Here is a 20,681-nt window from a genome sequence, read left to right on the forward strand (position 1 = left end):
CTCACCTCGGACCCAATTGTTCCATGCGTCTGATCCGCGTGTGCGCACATGCGCGAGGGGTCAGCCGTCCGGTGCGGCCGTTCACGGTGCGGCCGTTCACGGTGCGGCCGTTCACGGTGCGGCCGTTCACGGTGCGGCCGTTCACGGTGCGGCCGTTCACGGTGCGGCCGTTCACGGTGCGGCTTCGCGAGAAAGCCCCCGGGTTTCACGAGAAGACCCCTCACCAGGAGGGCCCCCGCTGACCGCGTGGGCGCGGTGAGCGGGGGCCCTCCTGGGGAGCACGCCGGTCACGCCGGCAGCGTGCCGGCTTCTACTCGGACTTGATCGAGCGCAGCAGGACGGTCGCCACATCGACGACCTCGACGTCGGTGCTCGCCTCGCCGACCGACTTCTTGGCGGTCACCCCGTCGCCGAGCATGGTCAGGCAGAACGGGCAGCCGACCGCCACGGTCTGCGCACCGGTGGCGACGGCTTCCTCGACGCGCTCGATATTGATGCGCTTACCGATGCGCTCCTCCATCCACATGCGGGCGCCACCGGCGCCGCAGCAGAACGAGCGCTCAGCGAACCGCTCCATCTCGGTGACGCCCTTCGGAGCGGTACCGGCACCGTTGCCGCCCGCACCGATCGCCGCCTCCAGCACCTCGCGCGGCGGCTCGAACACGCGGTTGTGACGGCCGAGGTAGCACGGGTCGTGGTAGGTGACGCCGCCGTCCACCGGCTGCACCGGGGTCAGCTTGCCGGTCTCGACCAGGTGGGCCAGCAGCTGGGTGTGGTGCACGACCTCGAACTTCCCGCCGAGCTGGCCATACTCGTTGGCCAAGGTGTTGAAGCAGTGCGGGCAGGTGGCGACGATCTTCTTGACGCCGGCCTCGTTCATCGTCTCGACGTTCTGCTGGGCGAGCATCTGGAAGACGAACTCGTTACCGATGCGGCGCGCCGGGTCACCCGTACACGTCTCGCCCTCGCCGAGGATCGCGAAGTTCACGCCCGCCTCGTGCAGCAGCGTGGCGACGGCTCGGGTGGTCTTCTTCGCCCGGTCCTCGAATGCGCCGGCGCAGCCGACCCAGAACAGGTACTCGAAGTCCTCGACCTCGCCGACCTTGGGAACCTCGAAGCCGAGGCCCTTGGTCCAGTCACTGCGGGTGTTGGGCGCGGCGCCCCACGGGTTGCCCTTGTTCTCCAGGTTGCGCAGCATCACGCCGGCCTCGCTGGGGAAGTTGGACTCGATCATCACCTGGTAGCGGCGCATGTCGACGATGTGGTCGACGTGCTCGATGTCGACCGGGCACTGCTCGACGCAGGCGCCGCAGGTGGTGCACGACCACAGCACGTCGGGGTCGATGATGCCGCCCTCGGCCTCGGTGCCGATCAACGGGCGCTCGGCCTCGGCGAGCGCGAGCACGTTGACCTTGGCCAACTGCTCCTGGGTGGCCTTCTCCTCGCCGGTCAGGTCCTTGCCGCCGCCAGCGAGCAGGTAAGGCGCCTTGGCGTACGCGTGGTCGCGCAGGCTCAGGACGAGCAGCTTCGGCGACAGCGGCTTGCCGGTGTTCCACGCGGGGCACTGCGACTGGCAGCGGCCGCACTCGGTGCAGGTGGTGAAGTCGAGCAGGCCCTTCCAGGTGAACTGCTCTACCTGGGCCACGCCGAACTGGTCGGACTCCGGGTCGGCCTCTTCGAAGTCGAGTGGCTTGCCCTCGCTCATCATCGGCCGCAAGGCACCGAGCGCGGGCTTCTCACTGGCGGTGCGCTTGAAGAAGATGTTGAAGAAGGCGGAGAACCGGTGCCAGGCCACGCCCATGGTGATGTTGAGCGAGATCGTGATCAGCCACGCCATGCTGATGCAGATCTTGACCAGAGCGACGATGGTCGCGGCGGTGTGCGCGCCCGATTCGGACATCCCGCTGAACGCGGCGCCGATGGCGTGCGAGACCGGGGCGACCCAGGTCGGGTAGGGCAGGTCGCCGGCCGCCGCCTTGAAGCCACGGATCAGGAAGCCGCAGACCAGCACGCCGACGATCGTGTACTCGACGTAGTAGGCCTGCCACATGGTCGATCCGGTGAAGCGGGACCGGCCCCCTGTGCGGGTCGGCAGGTTACGCAGCCGGATCGCCATCAGCACCAGGATGCCGATGAAGCCGAGCACGCCGATCCACTCGGTGACGAAGCCGTAGACCGACCAGCCGCCGATGATCGGCAGGTCGAGCTTGGGGTCGACGACCTCGAAGTAGGCGCCCAGGACCAGCGTCGACAGGATGATGAAGCTGACCATGACGAACCAGTGCGAGACACCGACCACGGTCCACTTCAGCATGCGGGTGTGGCCGACGATCTCCTTGAGCATCGTCGCCGTGCGCTGACCTTTGCGGTCGAAGCGCTCCGGGTCGGGCTGACCGACCCTGATCACGCGGACCATCTGGCCGACCGTGCGGACCGCGAGGACGACCGCAGCGATCGTCACCACCGCCGCGATGATCGTCGAGACGATCTGTACGGGTCCCATCCGGGGGTCCTCCTGAGAACGTGGCCTTGACGTCGGAGCCTAGCCCGTCAGTTACCACCAAGTAACATGACAGGCGCCACAGACGTCATACAAACTAGACCACCCAGTATGCCTTGACGTGGCATTTGGGTGGTCTGCCCTTTTCTTCAATCCACATAGTGTGGACGAGGCTGTGGAGAACTACACCGGTGTAAGACCGTCCGGCAGCCTGAGGCTGCCGGACGGCATCATGTCAACGGGGGGCGTGACCCCGACGGCCGGCGCCGCTCCGCCGGTCAGCGCCACTTCGACAGCAGGATCAGCGCACCGATCATCGCACCGAAGCCGATGGCGAAGTTCCAGTAGCCGATGTTGGCCAGGAACAGCAGCGCCGGGGTGTCGACGAACCCCTGCGTCAGGTAGAACACGACCATCCACGCGATGCCCAGCACGAGCAGCGCCACCGCGGTGGCCGGCACCCACACCGGACTCGGCCGCTTCGTCGCAGCCGTTGGCTGCGGCCGCAGCTCGACCGGCGGCGTGTAGACCTTCTTCTTACGTACTTGGGACTTCGGCACGGCGCTCTCCTGAGAACGATCGTCTCGGAAACAGTACGTCAGACGACCATGGCGAGGCGAGTCTCGCGAGCCTGAATAATGTTCCCCGGTTAGCGTAGTCAAGTCAGCACGCCAGTGGGGGAAGGGGGCACGTGAGCACGGACAGCGAGTACACCGGGCGCGACCGCCACCCATCGGTCACCCCGGCAGGCGTCAGCCGTGACGGCGTCGGCCGTGACCAGGAGTCCCTCGATCAGACCGGCACCGCGCAGGGAACGCCCTCGTGGGGTCGGGTGCTCCGCCGGGCCACCGATGAGCTGCTCCCCCGTCGCCGCACCGGCCGGCGGTCCGTCTGGTCGCTACTCGTACCCGTGGTCCTGCTGGCCGCCGGACTGCTGCTGACCACCACCGCGACCACCGCCAACGGTACCGAGCTACGTAACGACCGGCGTCCGGAGTTGGCGAACCTGATCGGCGAACGCAAACTCGACGTCGCGGCAGCCGAGGAACGGGCGGCCGCCCTACGGCGCCAGGTCGAGTCCGGGACGGAGGCGCAGGCCGGCTCCGACGCACACGTGGCGGAGCAGCGCGCCCGCGGCCAGGCCCAGGTGGGGCCGGCCGGCCTCGTGGCCGTACACGGCCCGGGCGTCACGGTACGGCTCAACGACGCGCCCCGCCGGCCGGACGGTACCCGACCGGCCGGCTCACCCGACGACCTGGTGGTACACCAACAGGATGTACAAGCGGTGGTGAATGCCTTATGGTCCGGCGGCGGCGAGGCCATGTCGATCATGGGGGTTCGGGTGATTTCTACCAGCGCAGTACGCTGTGTCGGCAACACTCTGCTGCTGGACGGCCGGGTGTACTCACCGCCCTTCGTGGTCACGGCCATCGGAGACCCGGCGCAACTCCAGCGCGCACTCGACGCATCGAGCGGGGTCCGGGCCTTCCGCAGCGCGGCGATCTCCTTCGGCCTCGGCTACGAGGTGAAGGTGGAGGGAGACGTCACCGTGCCGGCGTACGAGGGCTCCATCGCCCTGCGAACCGCTCAACGGTCGTCGTGAGGTCACGCAGATGACCAGTCCTCCCCCCGACCGGGGCCACCGGCCCCGCCACCGCGCGCCTGACGAAGACACCATCCCGACGGCCGTCCTGCCGGTCGTCCCGGCCGACCCCCCGACGCAGGCCGCACCCCCGCCGCAGGCCGCACCCCCGCCGCAGGGCGCCACACCCGTAGCCCCGATGCCGGCGATCGGGCTCCCGCCGGTGGGCGGCGAGCGAGCGGCCCGTGTCGAGGCCGACCCGGTGCCGCCCGCCGAACAGCGACCGGGAACGCCTCCACTGTCCACGCGGGCGGCGGAGGCCGAGTCCTGGTTCGGCCCGGCGGCCAGCCCGCGCGAGCCCGAGCCACCGCGTGAAACCGCGGAGCGGCCCGGTCCGCTGCCGCGACGGGAACCATCGACGCCGCCCGTCCCGTGGCTTCAGCCCGGGCCGCCCGACCACCGGTCCACGACACCCGGTCCGTCGCTCGACCTACCGCTGGGGGTCCGCTCCCCGGTTCCTCCGCCACCGTCACCGGCCCCCGAATTCCCGGTACCGACGCCGGGCGCCGCACATCCCGCCGCGCCGCCGCCGGCGGCGGGCCCGGGGCACCCCGTCGCACCCGCACCGGACCGTGGACGCCCCGCTCACCCCGTCACGCCGCCGACCTCAGAGCACGGACGCCCCGCTCACCCCGTCACGTCACCGGGGGCCAGCCGGGCAGCGGGTGCGGAGAACACGCCCGCCGATCCGGCCGAACCGGCCATCATCTGGACGATCGACCAGGTCGACGAGGAACCCATCGGGGTCCAGGCACCCGTCCCGCCGGTACCGCTGCGGCACGCGCAACCTCCGGCACCGGACGACGGGGCGGGGCCGGCCGGACCCGCTACGGGATCCGCCGACGACCCTGGACCTGCCGGCCGGCAGCCGGCTGCCGAGGTGCCGCCCGGCGGGCCGCAGCAGGGTGCCGGGCCGGCTCCCGGCGGGCCGCAACCGGTCCGCGAGGCCACTCCGGCTCCCGCGGACCCACCGCTGCTGCCCCGGCGCTCCGGCATTTTCCGGAGCGCAGCCCCCCAGGCAGGAACCGCCGCAGCGGGCACCGCCGCCGCTCAGGCAGGAACCGGCGGCACCGCGGGCGCCGCAGCGGCAGGCGCCGCCGTGGCTCAGGCCGGCGCCGCGGGCACGGTTCCGGGCGCGATGGAGCCCGACACCGAGGTGATGCACCCCCCGGCCGCCCCACTGCCGGGGACCGCCGCCGGCGGCACGCCGCCGCCACTCCGCGACGCCTCCCCCCACGGCCCGGCCCACCAGGGCGGCGGCGCGGTGGACCCCGACACGACGGCGGTCATCGCGCGGATCCCGTCCCCTCCCGGGCCGGAGGCCGACGCCACCGCGGTCATTCACAAGATCCCGGTGACGGCCACCGACGACGCGGACACCCCGGACTCCTCCCCGGCCGACGACCCTCCACGTGGGGCCAAGGTTGTGCCGCTCCGGCCGGTCCGCACCGAGGAGGGGTACCGCAGCGTGTACTCCGACCTCACCCGGCGCACTCCCGGCACGGTGATCCGGGGGATCGTGCGCGGCGTGGGTGAACTGTGCATCACGCTCGGCCTGATCCTGCTGCTCTTCGCGGCGTACGAGGTGTGGGGCAAGACCGCGGCGGTCAACGCGTACCAGCAGGACCTCAACGGTCAGCTCGCCCAGGACTGGGGTGCCTCGGCGTCCGCCACCCCGAGCACCGGCGCCAGCGCGGCGCCGAACGTGCTGGCACCCCCGGACGGCAAGGCCATCGCCCGGCTGTACATCCCGCGCCTGGGCAAGGAGTGGATCGTCGTGCAGGGCGTGACCCCGGCCGACATCCGGTACGCCCCCGGCCACTATCCGACCAGCGCCATGCCGGGTCAGGTCGGCAACTTCTCCGTGGCCGGTCACCGGACCCCAGCGATCTTCTGGGACCTCGACCAGATCAAGGAGAACGACGAGATCATCGTCGAGACGAGGGACACCTGGTACGTGTACCGCGCGAGCCAGACCCGCATCGTGGCCCCGACCGCCGTCGAGGTGGTGGCGCCGGTGCCCGGCCAGCCGGGCACGACGCCGACCCAGGCGATGCTGACGATCACCACCTGCAACCCGAAGTTCAACAACTACCAGCGCCTGATCGTGCACGCCGTCCTCGACCCCCGCCAGACCCGCCCGCACGACCAGGGCCGTCCGGCCGCGCTGGGAGGCTGACCGATGTACTCCTGGATCTGGCGCCACCTGCCGTTCGGCCTCGCCGGCCGGATCATCGGCTCGATCCTGCTCGTCGGCGCGGCCGCCGCGCTGCTGTGGTTCCAGGTGTTCCCCAACGTCGAGCAGTACATGCCGTTCACGGACGGGCAGATAGCCGGGACCGAGCACGGCGGAGGGCCGGGCGGTGCGGACCTGGTCACGCCCTCCGGGAGCGCCAGCCTGCCGCCCGACGTCATCCCGTACTCGACCGTCTCCAACGAACCGGCACCGTCAACGACCAGGTGAGCCCCGTGCGCGTACTCGTCATCGACAACTACGACTCCTTCGTGTTCAACATCGTGCAGTACCTGGGCCAGTTGGGCGTCGACTGCGTGGTCCACCGCAACAACGAGATCTCGCTCAGCGAGGTCGGTCGCGTGGGAGCCGACGGCGTCCTGCTGTCGCCCGGCCCGGGTACCCCCGAACGCGCCGGTATCTGCATGCGGGTCATCGACGAGTACGCGGGGAAGCTGCCGATCTTCGGGGTCTGCCTGGGACACCAGGCGATCGGTGCGGCGTTCGGCGCCACGGTCGACCGGGCCCCGGAACTGCTGCACGGCAAGACGTCGGTCGTGCACCACGCCAGCGCCGGGGTGCTGGCCGGCCTGCCCGAGCCGTTCACCGCGACGCGGTACCACTCCCTCGCCGTCGTGGAGTCGACGCTGCCGCCGGAGATCGAGGTGACCGGACGTACCGACTCGGGCATCGTGATGGCGATGCGCCACCGGGATCTGCCGATCGAGGGGGTGCAGTTCCACCCCGAGTCGGTGCTCACCCAGGGCGGCCACCTGATGCTCGCCAACTGGCTAGCCGCTTGCGGCTACCCCGACGCGCTGGAGCGGGCGCCGCGGCTGGCCGCCGAGGTCGAGGCGCGCCGGGTCGCCGCCTTCGCCTGACCGGCGCGCCGGCGCAGTTGCTGCAGCGCTACAGGCCGAGGCCGATACCGAGGCCACCGCCGGCACCGCCGGTGCCGCCGGTGCCGCCGGTGCCGGCGCCGCCGATTCCGCCACCGCCGATGCCGCCGATTCCCCCACCGGGCGTCCGACTCGGCGTCGCGGTCGCGCTCGGCGTGCTGGACGGTGGCGGTGCGGCCGCCTTGCCGACGAAGATCGTCACCTGGGTCCTGGCGGGGTCGACGGCGCCGCCGCCGTCCGGGTTCTGCGAGATGACCCGGCCCACCTGGGTCGCGTCCTCGGTGTCCCGGTAGGTCACGGTCACGTTCTTGAACCCGGCCCCGGTGAGCGTGGTCCTGGCCTCGGACTCGGTCCGGCCCTCCACGTCCGGAACCGGCTTCAGGTCGCCCTTGGAGACCTTCACCTCGACCTCGGAGTTGCCGTCGACGAGCGTGGTCTCCTTCGGCGTCGACTCGATGACCTGGTCGGCCGGCTTGTCGCTGCTGACGGCCACGAACCTCGGCCGCAGGTGCGCGTTCTCGAGCGCCTGCTGCGCCTGGGCCTTGGTCAGGCCGACCAGCGGCGGCACCGGCACCTGACCCGGGCCGGCGCACACCCGGTACAGCACGACGGTGCCGGGCTCGACCTGGGAGTTGGCGGCCGGGGACTGGCTGTCGACCGTGTTCTGGGCGCAGTTGAGGTCGCGGAACGGGCTCGGGCTCGGGCTCAGCTTGTTGGCCGCGAGCAGCCTGCTGGCCTCCTCCGAGCTGCGACCCTTGAGGTCCGGTACCGCTACCAGGTCCGTCTTGTTGGCGACGTAGAGGCCGACCGCGAGCGCGCCGACGGCCAGGACACCGAGAAGGGTGAGCGCGACCGCGACCCAGGTGTTGTTGCGGCGCGCCGGCGGGGCGACCCGGGCTACCGGACGGGTCGCTGGACCCTGGTGGGTCGCGGGCGGCGCGGAGATCATCGCGGTGCGCTCGTCGTCGCGCATCACCGGGGTGGCCAGCACCGGACGGCCGGCGGCGGCGCGGAGCAGGTCGGCGCGCATCTCACCGGCGCTCTGGTACCGGTTGGCCGGGTTCTTCGCCAGCGCCTTCAGCACGATCGCGTCGATGGCCGGCGTGACGTCCCGGTTGCTCTCGCTCGGCGGGCGCGGATCCTCCCGTACGTGCTGGTAGGCCACGCTCACCGGGTTGTCGCCGACGAACGGCGGGTGCCCACAGAGCAGCTCGTAGATCACGCAACCGGTCGCGTAGACGTCGCTGCGCGCGTCCACGGACTCACCGCGGGCCTGCTCCGGCGACAGGTACTGAGCGGTGCCGATCACCGCCGACGTCTGGGTCATCGTACTGGCACCGCTGGCCAGCGCCCGGGCGATCCCGAAGTCCATCACCTTGACCTGGCCGGTCTGGGTGAGCATGACGTTGCCCGGCTTGATGTCCCGGTGGATGATCCCGTGCCGGTGGCTGAACTCGAGAGCCGAGCAGATGTCAGCGACGATCTCCAGTGCCCGGCGGGGCATCAGGCGCCCCTCGGCCGCCAGCACCTCCTTCAGCGTGCGGCCGTTGACGAACTCCATGACGATGTACGGCAGCTCTTCGCCGCTCGGCCCGTGTTCCTCGCCGGTGTCGTACACGGCGACGATCGCGGGATGGTTGAGGGCTGCGGCGTTCTGCGCCTCGCGACGGAAGCGCAACTGGAAGATGGCGTCCCGGGCCAGGTCGGAGCGCAGCGTCTTGATCGCGACGTCACGGCCGAGCCGGAGGTCCCGGCCGCGGTGCACCTCGGCCATGCCTCCGTAGCCGAGGAGCTCGCCGACCTGGTACCTCCCCCCGAGGGTGCGGGCCTGCGCGGTCATCTCGTCTGTCGTCCTTCGTCTGGTCGGTTCATCGTCAGCGACCTCACCGCTGCTGTGGCGGGCAACTGGCGAAGGTGCCCGGGTCGGTCGGGTTGCACCCGCCGCCCGAGCCGGGCGTCTTCGCGACTTCGCCGGTGAACACGTGCACGGTCACCTCGGTCTCCTCGGGCTGCTCACCACAGGGTGCCACCTCAGCCACCCTGCCCTTGCGCCCGTTGGGCGTGTCTTCGGCGACCTTTACCGTAAAGTTGTCGTCGTCGAGCGACTTGCGGACGTCGTCGGCGTCCTTGTTCTTGAACTTCGCGCAGTCGATGATGTGCGACTTCGGCGTCTGCGGAATCTGGGCCTGCGGAGCCTCCGTCGTCGGCTTCGGCCTGGTCGCCTTCGGCGTCGGTGTGGCCGCCTGGGTCGTGGTGGTGGTCGCCGGCGTCGACGACGGACCGCCGGCCACGTCGCTGCCGGCGTTGTCCTTGCGCAACAGTAGCCACCCGCCGGCGCAGAACAGCAGCACGATGACGAGGGCGAGCACGATCCAGCGTGCCACGCCGCCCCCGCTGGCGGGCACACCCGCACCACCGGGCGCGGCCGAGGGGGCCGACGCCGCGCGCGTGTAGTCGGTCGCCGGTGCCGGCGCCGGCGGCGGCACCGCGGCGGCGCCCCGGACGTACTGACCGGGACGCTGGGCCGGCGCGTTCATCCCGCCGGTCGCCGGCTGGGCTCCGGGCGCCGGGTAGGCCGCGCCCGGCATGACGCGGGTGCCGCCGGGAGCCGGTGGCCCGCTCATCACCCGTGCGGTGGCGCCGGCCAGCGGCGGGGACACCGGCGCGGCGGAGACCGGTCGGGTCGGGCCGGCCGGGCCGCCCGAGGTCGGCATCACACCGGCGGCACCCCCGGTGGCGGCCAACTGCGCCGCGTGGCGTGCCACCTGCGCCATGGCCGCGGCGGACGGGAACCTGGCCCCGGGATCCTTCGCCATCGCACGCTCGACGACCTGCCGGACCACCGGCGGGATGTCGCCGGGCAGCGGCGGCGGCACGTCGCGCACGTGCCGCATCGCGATCTCGATCGGGTTGTCGCCCTCGAACGGGCGCCGGCCGGCCAGGCACTGGTACGCGACCACGCCCAGGGCGTACACGTCGGACAGCGGCGTCGCGGTCCTGCCGGCGGCCTGCTCCGGCGCGAGGTAGGACGCGGTACCGAGTACCGATCCGGCCTGGGTGAGCTGCGCACCGCCGGCCGCGCGGGCGATGCCGAAGTCGGTGAGTACCAGCGTGCCGTTGGGGCGCACGAGCAGGTTGCCCGGCTTGACGTCGCGGTGCACGATCCCGTTGGCGTGCGCGGCGTGCAGGGCGTCGGCGGCCTGGGCGATGAGGGCCATCGTGCGCGCGGGGGTCAGCCGGTGGACCCGGGCCAGCGTGGCGGAGAGCGCGTCACCCTCCACGTACTCCATGACCAGGAACGCGGTGCCGTCCTCGCTGCCGTAGTCGTAGACGTCGACCACACCGGGGTGGTTGAGGGTGGCCATGGTGCGGGCCTCGCCGCGGAAGCGCTCGGCGAAGCCCGGCTCCTCCACCAGGGCCGGCAGCAGCACCTTGACGGCGACGGTCCGCCCGAGCACCTCGTCGGTGGCACGCCAGACCTCGCCCATGCCGCCACCGGCGATCCGCTCGTCGAGCCGGTACCGGCCGCCCAGCATCGTGCCGGGGCTCACCATGGTAGGCACCTCACTCCTAGCCCCGTTCCTGGATGATCGCGCGCATCACGTGGCCGGCGATCTGTGCCGCGTCGTGACTACCGCCCGAACCGGCCTGCTCGAGGAAGACCGCCACCGCGGCGACCGGCTTGCCGTTCTTGATGGCGAAACCGATGAACCAACCGTGGTCGGGGTTGTCGCCGTTCTGCGCGGTACCGGTCTTGCCACCGACCTGGACGCCGGCGATCTTCGCGCTGGTACCGGTGCCGTTCTCCACGACGTTGACCATCATGTCACGCAGCGTGTCGGCGGTCTGGGCGTTGATCGGCTGGCGCGCCTCCTGCGGCTTCGCCACGTACGTCGGCGTACGGTCGGCCGCGAGTTCCTTGTCGATGAGGTACGGACGCATCTGCGAGCCACGGTTGGCGACGGTCGCCGCGATCAACGCGCCCTGCAGCGGCGTCATCTTCACTTCGCTCTGGCCGATCGCCGACTGCGCCACCGTCGGCCGGTCGACCTGGCCGCTGGGGTCGAGCATCGTCCCGGTTCGGCTGGTCGCGACCCCCATAACGTTCTTCGGGTCCTGGTCGAAGCGGGTCGTGCTCTCAAACCCGAAGGCCTGCGCCATCTTCTTGATCGGGTCGGCGCCGAGCTGCTCGGCGGCCAGCCGGGAGAAGGCGGTGTTGCAGGACACCGTCAGCGCCTGCTTGAGCGTGATCTGGTCCGGGCAGTCGACACCGGGCGCGTTCCTGATCACGTGCGTGGTGCCGGGGGCGGTGTAGCCGGTGCCCCCCGGCAGCACGGTCTCCGGCTGCACCCCGTTGTTCAGCGCCGCCGCCGCGTCGATGACCTTGAAGGTCGACCCCGGCGGGTACAGCTCCGAGAACGCCCGGTTGTGCAGCGGCAGATTGCTGTCCTTGTCCAGCGCGGTGGCCGCGGCCGCCGCCGCCTTGGTGTCGTGGCTGACCAGTGGGTTGGGGTCGAACGACGGCGAAGAGACGGCCGCCAGCAGCGCACCGGTGTTCGGGTCGAGCGCCACGACGGCGCCCTTGCGCACCTTGCCCTTGTTCTGGAGGTCGTCGTAGGCGGTCTGCTGCGCCGACGGGGACAGCGTGAGCAGCACGCTGCCGCCGGAGGTGCGCTTGCCGGTGAGCATCGCGAGCCACCGCTCGGCCACCTGCGAGTCGGCGTTGCCCTGGAGGTAGTCGTTCTCCAACTTCTCCAGGTCGGTGCTGGCGTTGTTGACCGGCTTGACCCCGATGATGTGGGCGTACTGCGGGCCCAGCGGGTAGACCCGCTGGTACGTCAGGTCGTCGTCAGTCGACTTGCTCTGGGCGAGCACGATCCCGCCCGCGGCCTCGATCGAGCCGCGCTGGCGCTGGTACTCCGAGATCCGCACCCGCGTGGTGTTGTAGTCACTGTTGCGGTAGTCGTCGGCCCGGTACGCCTGCACCCAGTTGAGGTTGGCGAACAGCAGGCCGAACAGGACCAGGACGACCACACCGACCCGGCGTAGCGGGGCGTTCATGCGACGCCCCCCGCGCGGCTGACCGTCATTTGATCATCTCCGTGGGCAGTTCCTGCAACTTCACCGGGCCGCCGGCGCCTGGGGTGTTGCCCCGGCCGGCACCGGACCCGTCGGCCGGCCGCCGCGCCGCGTCCGAGACGCGCAGCAGCAGCGCGATCAGCGCCCAGTTGGCGACCAGTGACGAGCCGCCGGCGGACAGGAACGGCGTGGTCTGCCCGGTCAGCGGGATCAGCTTGCTCACCCCGCCCACGATGACGAACACCTGCAAGGCCAGCGTGAAGGCCAGGCCCCCGGCGAACAGCTTGCCGAACGAGTCCCGCACGCCGATCGCGGCGCGCAGCCCGCGCACCGCGATGAACAGGTACACCACCAGCAGCGCGGCCAGGCCGAACAGCCCGATCTCCTCACCCATGCCGGCGAAGATGAAGTCGCTCTCCACCAGCGGCACGATCTCCGGGTGGCCCACACCGGGGCCGGCGCCGAACAGGCCGCCGGTGCCCAGGCCGAGCAGCGACTGCACCAACTGGTACCCGTCACCTTGCGCGTCGGCGAACGGGTCGAGCCAGATGCCCACCCGCTGGTGGAAGTTGGCGAACGGGCCGCCGATGATGCCGCCCAGGATGTACGCGCTGAACGCACCGCCGCTGAACAGCAGCAGACCGATGATCAACCAGCTGACCCGCTCGGTGGCGATGTAGAGCGTCACCACGAACATGCCGAAGTACATGAGCGAGGTGCCGAGGTCCTTCTCCAGCACGAGGACCATCAGGCTGAGCAGCCAGACCGTGAGAACCGGTCCGAGGTCGCGCCCGCGGGGGAAGTCGATGCCGAGGAACCGCTTACTTGCCAGCGACAGCACCTCGCGCTTGCGGACCAGGTAGTACGCGAAGAACACCAGCAGCAGCACCTTGGCGAACTCGCCGGGCTGGATGGCGAAGAACCCGAAATTGATCCACAGCTTCGCCGGTGCGCCGTTGACGCTCGACAGACTGGCCGGCAGGAACGCCGGGATCATGACCAGCACGATACCGGTGAGCCCGAGGGTGTACGCGTAGCGCGACAGCGAACGGTGGTCCCGCACGATGGCCAGCACCACGATCGCGCCGCCGACCGCCAGCAGGCTCCACATCAACTGGCGGCCGCCCTGCCCGCCGAACACCGGGATGGCGGTGCTGCCGCTGTTCTTGAGGTCGGCGATGTCGAGCCGGCGCAGGAACATCACGCCGAAGCCGTTGATCAGGGCGACGGCCGGTAGCAGCACCGGGTCGGCGTACGGGGCCAACCAGCGGATCGCCAGGTGGGCGACGACGAAGATCGCGCCCAGGGCGATCACCGGGCCGAGGAAGTTGAGGGTCACCCGGCCGACCAGTCCGGCCTCGGCCGCGGCCGAGTACAGGCCGACCACGGCGATCGCGAACACCAGCAGGCCGAGTTCCGTGTTGCGGCGGCTGCCCGACCGTGACGGCCGGGCAGCGTTCGCCCCGTCGCCCTGGTTGGTGGGCGGCGGAGCCGGAAGGGCAGGGGCGGTCACGACGGTGGTTAGTCCTCGGGGGGTCGGGATCAGCGGGTACGGCAGCTGATCGTCGGCAGCGGGGTCTGGGTGTTGTCCGTGGCGGCGCTAGTGGCAGAGGCCGTCGGGCTGAGGCTGGGCGCCGTGCCCGGCCCCTGCGAACCGCTCGACGGATCCGCCGACGGGCTCGACTGGCAGAGCGGCAGCCTGTTGCTGTTGTTCGGGTCGTCGCTGGTGAGTTGCTCCAGCTTGCGCTGGGCGTCGACCGCGTTGTCGGCGTGGATGCCCTGCTTGACCGCGTCCTGAGCGCCCTTGGTCAGCTCGTCGAGCCGGGTGGTGCTGCGCTGCCGCTCGGACGACAGCCGAAGCCCGGCCACCTGACCCGGCACTCCACGGAAAACCGCGACAACGCCGTCGTCGGTGGCTCCGACATAGTACTGCGACTGGGTGTACCGCCAGCCGCCCCAGACGCCGCCGCCGAGCAGCCCGAGCAGGACCAGCAGCAGCAACGTCGTGCGTACCGGATGGCGGCGCGGGCGCTCGTCCTCGTCGTCGTCCGACGACGCCTCGGGCGCGGCGGGGCGCGGGTTGGTCAGGGCGGACGCCCGGGCGGCCGGGGTGGAACTGTCGGCCGACGTGGCGTTGCCGCGGTCCCGGGCCGCCGCGCCGCCGACGATCGGGGCCTCCTCGACGATGTCCTGGTCGGTGACGTCGGCCACGATCACCGTGATGTTGTCCGGGCCGCCACCGCGCAGCGCGAGCTGGACCAGCCGTTCGGCGCACTGGTCGGGGTTGCGGTACTCGCGCAGCGTCGCCTCGATCGTCTCCGCGCTCACCACGCTGGACAACCCGTCGCTGCACAGCAGGTACCGGTCGCCGGCGATGGCCTGGCGGATCGAGTACTCCGGCTCGGCGTCCCGCCCGTCGAGGGCACGGAACAGCAGGTGCCGCTGCGGGTGGGTGTCGGCCTCCTCCAGGCTGATGCGGCCCTCGTCGACCAGCATCTGCACGTAGGTGTCGTCCTTGGTGACCTGGCCGAACTCGTCACCGCGCAGCAGGTATGCGCGGGAGTCGCCGATGTGGACCATGCCGAACTTGTTGCCGCCGAACAGCATCGCGGTGAGGGTGGTGCCCATGCCCTCCATCGCCGGGTTCGCCTCGACGGTGTCCCGGATCTGCTGGTTGGCGTGGTCGACGGCACCGCGCAACGCGTCGATCATCGCGTTGCCCGGCACGTCCTCGTCCAGTGGCGCCATGGCGGCGATGACGATGTTGCTGGCGACGTCACCGGCGGCCATGCCGCCCATGCCATCGGCGACCGCGAGCAGGCGCGGTCCAGCGTAGACGGAGTCCTGGTTTCCGCCTCGGATCAGACCGCGGTCGCTTCGGGCCGCGTAGCGCAGGGTGAGGGTCATGGCCGTAACTCGAATGACGTGCGGCCGATGCGGATCGGCACACCGATGGGGACGGGGGTGGGTGCGCTGACCTTAGCGCGGTCGAGGTAGGTCCCGTTAGTCGAGCCCATGTCCTCCAGGTACCACTGGCCGTCGCGCGGCATGAGCCGGGCGTGCCGCGAGGAGGCGTAGTCGTCGGTGATCACCAGGGTGCAGTCCTCGGCGCGGCCCACGGTGATCGGCGCCTCGCCGAGGGTGATCCGGGTACCGGCGAGGGCGCCCGCGGTCACCACCAGCTGACGCGCGGCGCGCCCCCTCTTGACCTTGGCCGGGCGGGCGCCACCGGTCGCGGTGCCGATCCCCCTGGGGGCGGCGACCAGACGGCTGGAGCGCGCGCCGGCGAAGAGGTCCCGCCGGATCACACCGACCACCGTGAACACGAAGATCCACAGCAGCACGAGGAATCCGTACCGGGCGACGGTAAGGACGATCTCAGGCATGCAGCTCGCTATCCGGACCTGGGGGGTGGGTCACGTCGCGCACGGCTCCTAACCGTCGGCACGGAAGGTCAGTGTGGTCGTACCGAGTTGGATCATGTCACCCGGGTTGAGCGCGACCGCCGAGACGCGCTGACCATTGACCATTGTGCCGTTGGTGGAGCCGAGGTCGGTGAGGACCACCTGGGCGCCGTCGAAATCGATCCGGGCGTGCCGGCGCGAGATGCCGACGTCGGGCAGGCGCAGGTTGGCCTGGTCACCCCGCCCGATCACGGTCGAGCCGATGGACAGCGGGTAGCCCCGGCCGTCGGCGGAGACCAGGCGCGCGCTGCGGGCCGGGCCGCCCACGTGCGCGGGTGGCGCGCTGTGCGGCGCGTAGGGGTTCTGGTCGTACGGGTTCTGGTCGTACGGGTTCGGCTCGTACGGCGGGTAGCCGGGCGGCGCGTCGTACGAGGGCACGGGCGCCACGTCGCCGCCGGTGTAGACCTCGGCGGTGACCCGGAACATCCCGGTGTCGAGCCCGTCGCCCCGCTCGATCTCGACGATGACGTCGCCGTAGACCGTCCAGCCCTGCTCACCGATGAACTCGGCCTGCGACTGGGCGAGCTCCTGCGCCAGCGCCGCGGCGTACGGCGCGAGCCGACTGTGGTCGTAGGGTGAGAGATCGATCACGTAGCGGTTCGGAACGAGAGTCCGACCGCCAGCCAAGATCGCCTTGTGGGCCTCCGCCTCCCGTTGCATGGCGTTGAGGATCTCCACAGGGTGGACCACACCCTTGAAGACCTTGGCAAATGCCCCTTCGACAAGGCCCTCCAAGCGCTTCTCGAAGCGCTGCAGCACACTCACCGGCTCCTCCTCGGGTTCCGAGGTCATGATGGTATCTGGCGCGCGCTCTGTTGCACCCGCACCAACCGGCCCAGCTCGTGCTACTCTTCCGGGGCGCCTACGGCAGCCTAGCCCTTACGCGTGCGAAGCGCGCGGTTGGACTAGGCTATCGGACTGAGGAGCCAGATTTTCGCAGATCTACTCCTCCGGCGTGGCAGTCCGGGGCACGTGATATCGTTCCCGGTGCCTTGAGCGAAGCGGTATTGCTCGGGGCTCGTCACTTGGGGAAGTGGCGGAATGGCAGACGCGCACGGTTCAGGTCCGTGTGCCCGAAAGGGCGTGAGGGTTCAACTCCCTCCTTCCCCACCAACGAACAGGCGGCCACCGGCCGCCTGTTCTGTTTCCGGCGCCGGCTCCCCACGGTGTGCACCGTCACTGTTCGCCGGCCATCCCGCCCCGGTGTGCACCGTCACTGTTCGCCGGCCATCCCGCTCCGGCCCCGAACGCGATGTGCACCGGCTCCGGCCCGGGTTGGCGGTCCAGTCGCCGGCAGACCGACGAGCCCGGCAGACCGAGGAGTCCGGCCGACGCCGCCGCGGCGAGCCCCTCCCCGGGCGTCGTTAGACTTCTGCCGGTACGACACCCCCACATCCCTGGAGCTGCTCGTGAGCGTCGCCCTCGTGACCGGATCGGCCGGCCTGATCGGCTCCGAGGCGGTGCGGCACTTCGCCTCGCTCGGACTCGACGTGGTCGGTATCGACAACGACATGCGCAAGCAGTTCTTCGGTGCCGAGGCGTCCACCGCCTGGAACGTGCTGCGCCTGACCAGCGAGCTGGGTGAGCGCTACACCCACCACGACATCGACATCCGCGACCGGGACGCGCTGGCGAAACTCTTCGCCCGGTACGGGCGCGACATCGCCGTCGTGATCCACACGGCCGCACAGCCCAGCCACGACTGGGCGGTGCGCGACCCGTACACCGACTTCGACGTCAACGCCGGCGGCACCCTCAACGTGCTGCAGAACGTGCGCGAGCACTGCATCGAGGCGCCGGTCATCCACTGCTCCACCAACAAGGTCTACGGCGACCGCCCCAACTCGCTGCCGTACACGGAACTGGAGACGCGCTGGGAGCTCGACCCGGCGCACCCCTACTACGGCGGCATCACCGAGGACATGTCGATCGACGCGTGCCTGCACTCGGTGTTCGGTGCGTCCAAGGTCGCCGCGGACGTGATGGTGCAGGAGTACGGGCGGTACTTCGACATGAAGACCGCCTGCTTCCGGGGCGGCACCCTGACCGGCCCGGCGCACTCGGCCACCGAACTGCACGGCTTCCTCGCGTACGTGATGCGCTGCAACATGGAACGCCGCACGTACAAGATCTTCGGGTACCAGGGGAAGATGGTGCGCGACGCCATCCACAGCCACGACGTGGTCTCCGCGTTCGAGGCGTTCTTCCGCAACCCGCGCAGCGCGGCCGTCTACAACCTGGGCGGCGGCCGGCACTCGAACACCTCGCACCTGGAGGCGTTCGCCCTCGCCGAGAAGATCACCGGCAACGAAATGATCACCGAGTACCACGAGGCGAACCGGATCGGCGACCACAAGTGGTGGATCGGCTCCAACGCCGCCTTCCAGGCCGACTACCCGGAGTGGAAGCAGGTGTACGACGTGCCGATGATCCTCCAGGAGATCTACGAGGCCAACGTCGACAAGTGGCTGCCGGCCAAGTGAGCTGCGCGGACGCGGGAGGCGCAGCATGATCGACAAGGGCAAGCGCAGCGTTCTCGGCGTGCTCGTCGACGCCGTCGACTACGAGGCGGCGGCCGCGAAGGTACTGGCCGCCGCGCGGGAGCACCGCCCCTTCGCGCTGACCGCGCTCGCGGTGCACGGCGTGATGACCGGCGTGCAGGACCGGGCGCACAACGCCCGGCTCAACTCGTTCGACGTCGTCACCCCGGACGGGCAGCCGGTCCGCTGGGCGCTGAACCTGCTGCACGGCGCCGGACTGGCCGACCGGGTGTACGGGCCGAAACTCACCCTCGAGGTGCTGCGCGGCTGCGCCGCCGAGGGCCTGCCGGTGTACCTCTACGGCTCGACGGAGGACACCCTCGGCCGACTGGTGCCGAAGCTGGCCGAGATGTTCCCGGCACTGAAGATCGCGGGCGTGGAGCCGTCGAAGTTCCGTGACCTTCTTCCGGGCGAGGACCGCGACATCGCCGAGCGGATCAAGGCGTCCGGTGCCCGGGTCGTCCTCGTCGGGCTGGGCTGCCCCCGCCAGGAGGTCTTCGCGTACGCGATGCGCCCGCTGATCGACGCGCCGCTGCTCGCCGTCGGAGCGGCGTTCGACTACCACGCCGGGCAGTTGCGCAAGCCCCCGCCGTGGATGCAGCGGTACGGCCTGGAGTGGCTGTGGCGGCTCGGCCTGGAGCCGGGCCGGCTGTGGAAGCGGTACCTGTTGCTCAACCCCGCGTACCTGGCACGGCTGGCGGCGCAGAAGCTGAAGCTGTGGCGGGCCGAGCCACCGGCACCGGCGACCGAGCGGCCGGCCACCTTCGCGGTCTGAACGAAATCGTCACCGCTACCTGACGAAGATCGTCACAACGTCCCGGATGTTGTGGTCTCAGTACCTGGGTATGACAACGACACCCGGGTATGACAATGACGTCCGGGACGTTGTGACGACCGTGGAGGGACTACTGGCCCTCGGGGCCCTTGAGCGCCTTCAGGTGGACACGGCGCTGGCGGAACTCGGCCCGCATGCGCATGGCCCGGTCGGCCGGCAACAGCATGAGCGCGAACGGCGCCGCCATCCACCAGCGTCCGAGGAGGACGAAGCCGACCACGGTGAGCAGTACGCCGGCGGCGTACAGGCGGATCAGCCAGTCGACGCGGGCGAGGTGCGGGTGTCGCTTGTGGAACGCGTCGAGAACCCCGAACGCGCCGATGCTGAACGCCAGCATCCCCACACCGCCCAACACCGCATAAGCCGTCGTCATATCCATGAAGCCGCCTTCGTCGTCCGACCAAACGGAGCCGAGACTAGCTGCACAAATCGGTGATCGGCCACCAACTTATGTCGAAGTACGGTCAACCACTCAGCCGATGGACAGACCGCCCAATCCACGTAGACGGGTACGGGTCTCCTCGTCGCAGAGCGCCCCGGCGACCCCCGCCGCGTACGCCTCGGCGGCGGATACGCCCAGCTGGGCGGCCACCTCGTACTCACGGCCGAGATCGGTGCCGAACATCGCCGGGTCGTCGGTGTTGACGGTGCAGCGGACCCCCGCCTCGCGCAGCAGCGGCAACGGGTGCTCCGCCAGGCTCGGCACGACCCGGGTCCGCAGGTTCGACGTCGGGCACACGTCCAGTACCAGCCCCCGGTCGGCGATCTCCTTGAGCAGTACCGGGTCCTCTGCCGCACGGATGCCGTGCCGGATGCGCGCCGCACCCAGCTCCACGACCTCCCGCACCGACTCCGGCCCGGCACCCTCGCCGGCGTGCGGCACCAGCGCGAGACCGCCGTCGCGGGCGATGTCGAAGGCGCCGCGGTACGTCACGGCCGGCGCGGCGGTCTCCATCCCACCCAGCCCGAGGCCGACGACGCCCCGGTCGCGGTAGCGCACGGCGGTCCGCGCGCACTCCTCGGCGACGGCCGGATCGAGCCCCCGGTAGAGGTCCGGGGTGAACAGCACCGTCACCCCGTACCGCTCGCGCGCCTCGACGGCGCCCTCGGTGTACCCGGTGAAGATCTCGTCCCAGGCCAGGCCGCGCTGGACCCGCTCGGACGGCGAGAAGATCGCCTCCAGGTACACCGCGCCGAACGACGCGGCCTCGGCGGCGTAGTCGACCACGATCTGCCGGAAGTCGTCGGCGGTGCGCAGGCAGTTGGTGGTGAGCACCCACACGTCGACGAAGTGCGCGAAGTCGGTGAACTCGTAGAGGGCGGTCAGCTCCTCGACGGTACCGACGGGCAACGGCAGGTCGTTGCGGCGCGCGATGTCGAGCAGGGTCGCCGGCCGGATCGCGCCTTCGAGATGGACGTGCAGCTCGATCTTCGGGGACCGTACCGGATCAGGGAGAGTTCTCGTCGTCACGACCCAAACTCTCCCTGA

18 protein-coding genes and 1 tRNA gene are annotated in these 20,681 nt (G+C 70.6%); 8 read left to right on the forward strand and 11 right to left on the reverse strand.

The genetic code is table 11. The features are described 5' to 3' along the window. Positions 1–23 precede the first annotated feature (23 nt). Positions 24–242 carry a hypothetical protein gene (locus ACNTMW_RS10300; RefSeq protein WP_426633463.1) on the forward strand — a complete coding sequence of 73 codons (219 nt, stop codon included), beginning with the start codon at positions 24–26 and terminating at the stop codon, positions 240–242. Positions 243–310: 68 nt separating this feature from the next. Here ACNTMW_RS10300 and ACNTMW_RS10305 read toward each other — a convergent pair whose 3' ends face one another. Both ACNTMW_RS10305 and ACNTMW_RS10310 read right to left on the reverse strand, forming a co-directional pair. Then, on the reverse strand, positions 311–2,503 hold the full coding sequence (locus tag ACNTMW_RS10305; RefSeq protein ID WP_426633212.1) for a (Fe-S)-binding protein: 2,193 nt from the start codon (positions 2,501–2,503) through the stop codon (positions 311–313). A gap of 275 nt (positions 2,504–2,778) precedes the next feature. Further along, a complete protein-coding gene (locus ACNTMW_RS10310; RefSeq protein WP_426633213.1) occupies positions 2,779–3,060 on the reverse strand; it encodes a cell division protein CrgA in 282 nt (93 codons plus the stop codon). A 272-nt stretch (positions 3,061–3,332) separates the two neighbouring features. Here ACNTMW_RS10310 and ACNTMW_RS10315 point away from each other — a divergent pair, with 272 nt between their 5' ends. The 4 genes from ACNTMW_RS10315 to ACNTMW_RS10330 all read left to right on the forward strand — a co-directional run bounded on the left by ACNTMW_RS10315 (position 3,333) and on the right by ACNTMW_RS10330 (position 7,256). Then, positions 3,333–4,103: a DUF881 domain-containing protein gene (locus tag ACNTMW_RS10315; RefSeq protein ID WP_426633438.1), complete on the forward strand. Its 771-nt coding sequence runs from the start codon at positions 3,333–3,335 to the stop codon at positions 4,101–4,103. A 1,177-nt stretch (positions 4,104–5,280) separates the two neighbouring features. Then, the gene (locus ACNTMW_RS10320) at positions 5,281–6,321 is read left to right on the forward strand and encodes a class E sortase (RefSeq protein ID WP_426633214.1); all 1,041 of its coding nucleotides are present in this window, start codon (positions 5,281–5,283) and stop codon (positions 6,319–6,321) included. 3 nt (positions 6,322–6,324) lie between these two features. Further along, positions 6,325–6,606, forward strand: a complete 282-nt coding sequence (locus tag ACNTMW_RS10325; RefSeq protein WP_426633215.1) for a hypothetical protein — start codon at positions 6,325–6,327, stop codon at positions 6,604–6,606. A 5-nt stretch (positions 6,607–6,611) separates the two neighbouring features. Next, entirely contained in the window at positions 6,612–7,256 is a 645-nt protein-coding gene (locus ACNTMW_RS10330) for an aminodeoxychorismate/anthranilate synthase component II (RefSeq protein WP_426633216.1), read from the forward strand. 28 nt (positions 7,257–7,284) lie between these two features. Here the strand turns inward: ACNTMW_RS10330 and pknB are convergent, their stop codons facing one another. The 7 genes from pknB to ACNTMW_RS10365 are packed head-to-tail and all read right to left on the reverse strand — an operon-like array spanning position 7,285 to position 16,609. Further along, on the reverse strand, positions 7,285–9,114 hold the full coding sequence (pknB, locus tag ACNTMW_RS10335; RefSeq protein WP_426633217.1) for a Stk1 family PASTA domain-containing Ser/Thr kinase: 1,830 nt from the start codon (positions 9,112–9,114) through the stop codon (positions 7,285–7,287). Between the two features lie 43 nt (positions 9,115–9,157). After that, positions 9,158–10,828: a serine/threonine-protein kinase gene (locus ACNTMW_RS10340; protein WP_426633218.1), complete on the reverse strand. Its 1,671-nt coding sequence runs from the start codon at positions 10,826–10,828 to the stop codon at positions 9,158–9,160. A gap of 16 nt (positions 10,829–10,844) precedes the next feature. Then, positions 10,845–12,335: a peptidoglycan D,D-transpeptidase FtsI family protein gene (locus ACNTMW_RS10345; protein WP_426633219.1), complete on the reverse strand. Its 1,491-nt coding sequence runs from the start codon at positions 12,333–12,335 to the stop codon at positions 10,845–10,847. Positions 12,336–12,360: 25 nt separating this feature from the next. Next, positions 12,361–13,866 carry an FtsW/RodA/SpoVE family cell cycle protein gene (locus ACNTMW_RS10350; RefSeq protein ID WP_426633220.1) on the reverse strand — a complete coding sequence of 502 codons (1,506 nt, stop codon included), beginning with the start codon at positions 13,864–13,866 and terminating at the stop codon, positions 12,361–12,363. Between the two features lie 29 nt (positions 13,867–13,895). Further along, complete coding sequence (locus ACNTMW_RS10355) at positions 13,896–15,260, reverse strand: PP2C family protein-serine/threonine phosphatase (protein WP_426633221.1); 1,365 nt, start codon at positions 15,258–15,260, stop codon at positions 13,896–13,898. Next, a complete protein-coding gene (locus tag ACNTMW_RS10360; RefSeq protein ID WP_426633222.1) occupies positions 15,257–15,739 on the reverse strand; it encodes an FHA domain-containing protein FhaB/FipA in 483 nt (160 codons plus the stop codon). The genes ACNTMW_RS10355 and ACNTMW_RS10360 overlap by 4 nt, the downstream gene beginning before the upstream one ends. A 48-nt stretch (positions 15,740–15,787) precedes the next feature. Continuing rightward, positions 15,788–16,609, reverse strand: coding sequence for an FHA domain-containing protein (locus tag ACNTMW_RS10365; RefSeq protein WP_426633223.1), 822 nt, complete (start codon positions 16,607–16,609; stop codon positions 15,788–15,790). 235 nt (positions 16,610–16,844) lie between these two features. Here ACNTMW_RS10365 and ACNTMW_RS10370 point away from each other — a divergent pair. The 3 genes from ACNTMW_RS10370 (at position 16,845) to ACNTMW_RS10380 (ending at position 19,132) form a co-directional block, all read left to right on the forward strand. Further along, a tRNA-Leu gene (locus tag ACNTMW_RS10370) sits at positions 16,845–16,930 on the forward strand. A gap of 296 nt (positions 16,931–17,226) precedes the next feature. Beyond that, on the forward strand, positions 17,227–18,300 hold the full coding sequence (locus tag ACNTMW_RS10375; RefSeq protein ID WP_426633224.1) for an NAD-dependent epimerase/dehydratase family protein: 1,074 nt from the start codon (positions 17,227–17,229) through the stop codon (positions 18,298–18,300). A 25-nt stretch (positions 18,301–18,325) separates the two neighbouring features. Further along, positions 18,326–19,132, forward strand: coding sequence for a WecB/TagA/CpsF family glycosyltransferase (locus tag ACNTMW_RS10380; protein WP_426633225.1), 807 nt, complete (start codon positions 18,326–18,328; stop codon positions 19,130–19,132). 130 nt (positions 19,133–19,262) lie between these two features. Here ACNTMW_RS10380 and ACNTMW_RS10385 read toward each other — a convergent pair whose 3' ends face one another. Then, positions 19,263–19,571: a hypothetical protein gene (locus ACNTMW_RS10385; RefSeq protein WP_426633226.1), complete on the reverse strand. Its 309-nt coding sequence runs from the start codon at positions 19,569–19,571 to the stop codon at positions 19,263–19,265. A gap of 93 nt (positions 19,572–19,664) precedes the next feature. After that, positions 19,665–20,663, reverse strand: coding sequence for an adenosine deaminase (add, locus tag ACNTMW_RS10390; RefSeq protein ID WP_426633227.1), 999 nt, complete (start codon positions 20,661–20,663; stop codon positions 19,665–19,667). Positions 20,664–20,681 lie beyond the last annotated feature (18 nt).

Origin of the sequence: Planosporangium spinosum (assembly GCF_049999945.1) — a bacterium.
In the GTDB taxonomy this organism is placed as follows: Bacteria; Actinomycetota; Actinomycetes; order Mycobacteriales; family Micromonosporaceae; genus Planosporangium; species Planosporangium spinosum.

Bases quoted from the DNA above. Each gene is read 5' to 3' on its own strand.
- ACNTMW_RS10300 (WP_426633463.1), top strand. From the start codon at position 24: ATGCGTCTGATCCGCGTGTGCGCACATGCGCGAGGGGTCAGCCGTCCG.
- ACNTMW_RS10305 (WP_426633212.1), bottom strand. From the start codon at position 2,503: ATGGGACCCGTACAGATCGTCTCGACGATCATCGCGGCGGTGGTGACG.
- ACNTMW_RS10320 (WP_426633214.1), top strand. From the start codon at position 5,281: ATGGAGCCCGACACCGAGGTGATGCACCCCCCGGCCGCCCCACTGCCG.
- ACNTMW_RS10325 (WP_426633215.1), top strand. From the start codon at position 6,325: ATGTACTCCTGGATCTGGCGCCACCTGCCGTTCGGCCTCGCCGGCCGG.
- pknB (WP_426633217.1), bottom strand. From the start codon at position 9,114: ATGACCGCGCAGGCCCGCACCCTCGGGGGGAGGTACCAGGTCGGCGAG.
- ACNTMW_RS10340 (WP_426633218.1), bottom strand. From the start codon at position 10,828: ATGGTGAGCCCCGGCACGATGCTGGGCGGCCGGTACCGGCTCGACGAG.
- ACNTMW_RS10345 (WP_426633219.1), bottom strand. From the start codon at position 12,335: ATGAACGCCCCGCTACGCCGGGTCGGTGTGGTCGTCCTGGTCCTGTTC.
- ACNTMW_RS10355 (WP_426633221.1), bottom strand. From the start codon at position 15,260: ATGACCCTCACCCTGCGCTACGCGGCCCGAAGCGACCGCGGTCTGATC.
- ACNTMW_RS10360 (WP_426633222.1), bottom strand. From the start codon at position 15,739: ATGCCTGAGATCGTCCTTACCGTCGCCCGGTACGGATTCCTCGTGCTG.
- ACNTMW_RS10365 (WP_426633223.1), bottom strand. From the start codon at position 16,609: ATGACCTCGGAACCCGAGGAGGAGCCGGTGAGTGTGCTGCAGCGCTTC.
- ACNTMW_RS10380 (WP_426633225.1), top strand. From the start codon at position 18,326: ATGATCGACAAGGGCAAGCGCAGCGTTCTCGGCGTGCTCGTCGACGCC.
- ACNTMW_RS10385 (WP_426633226.1), bottom strand. From the start codon at position 19,571: ATGGATATGACGACGGCTTATGCGGTGTTGGGCGGTGTGGGGATGCTG.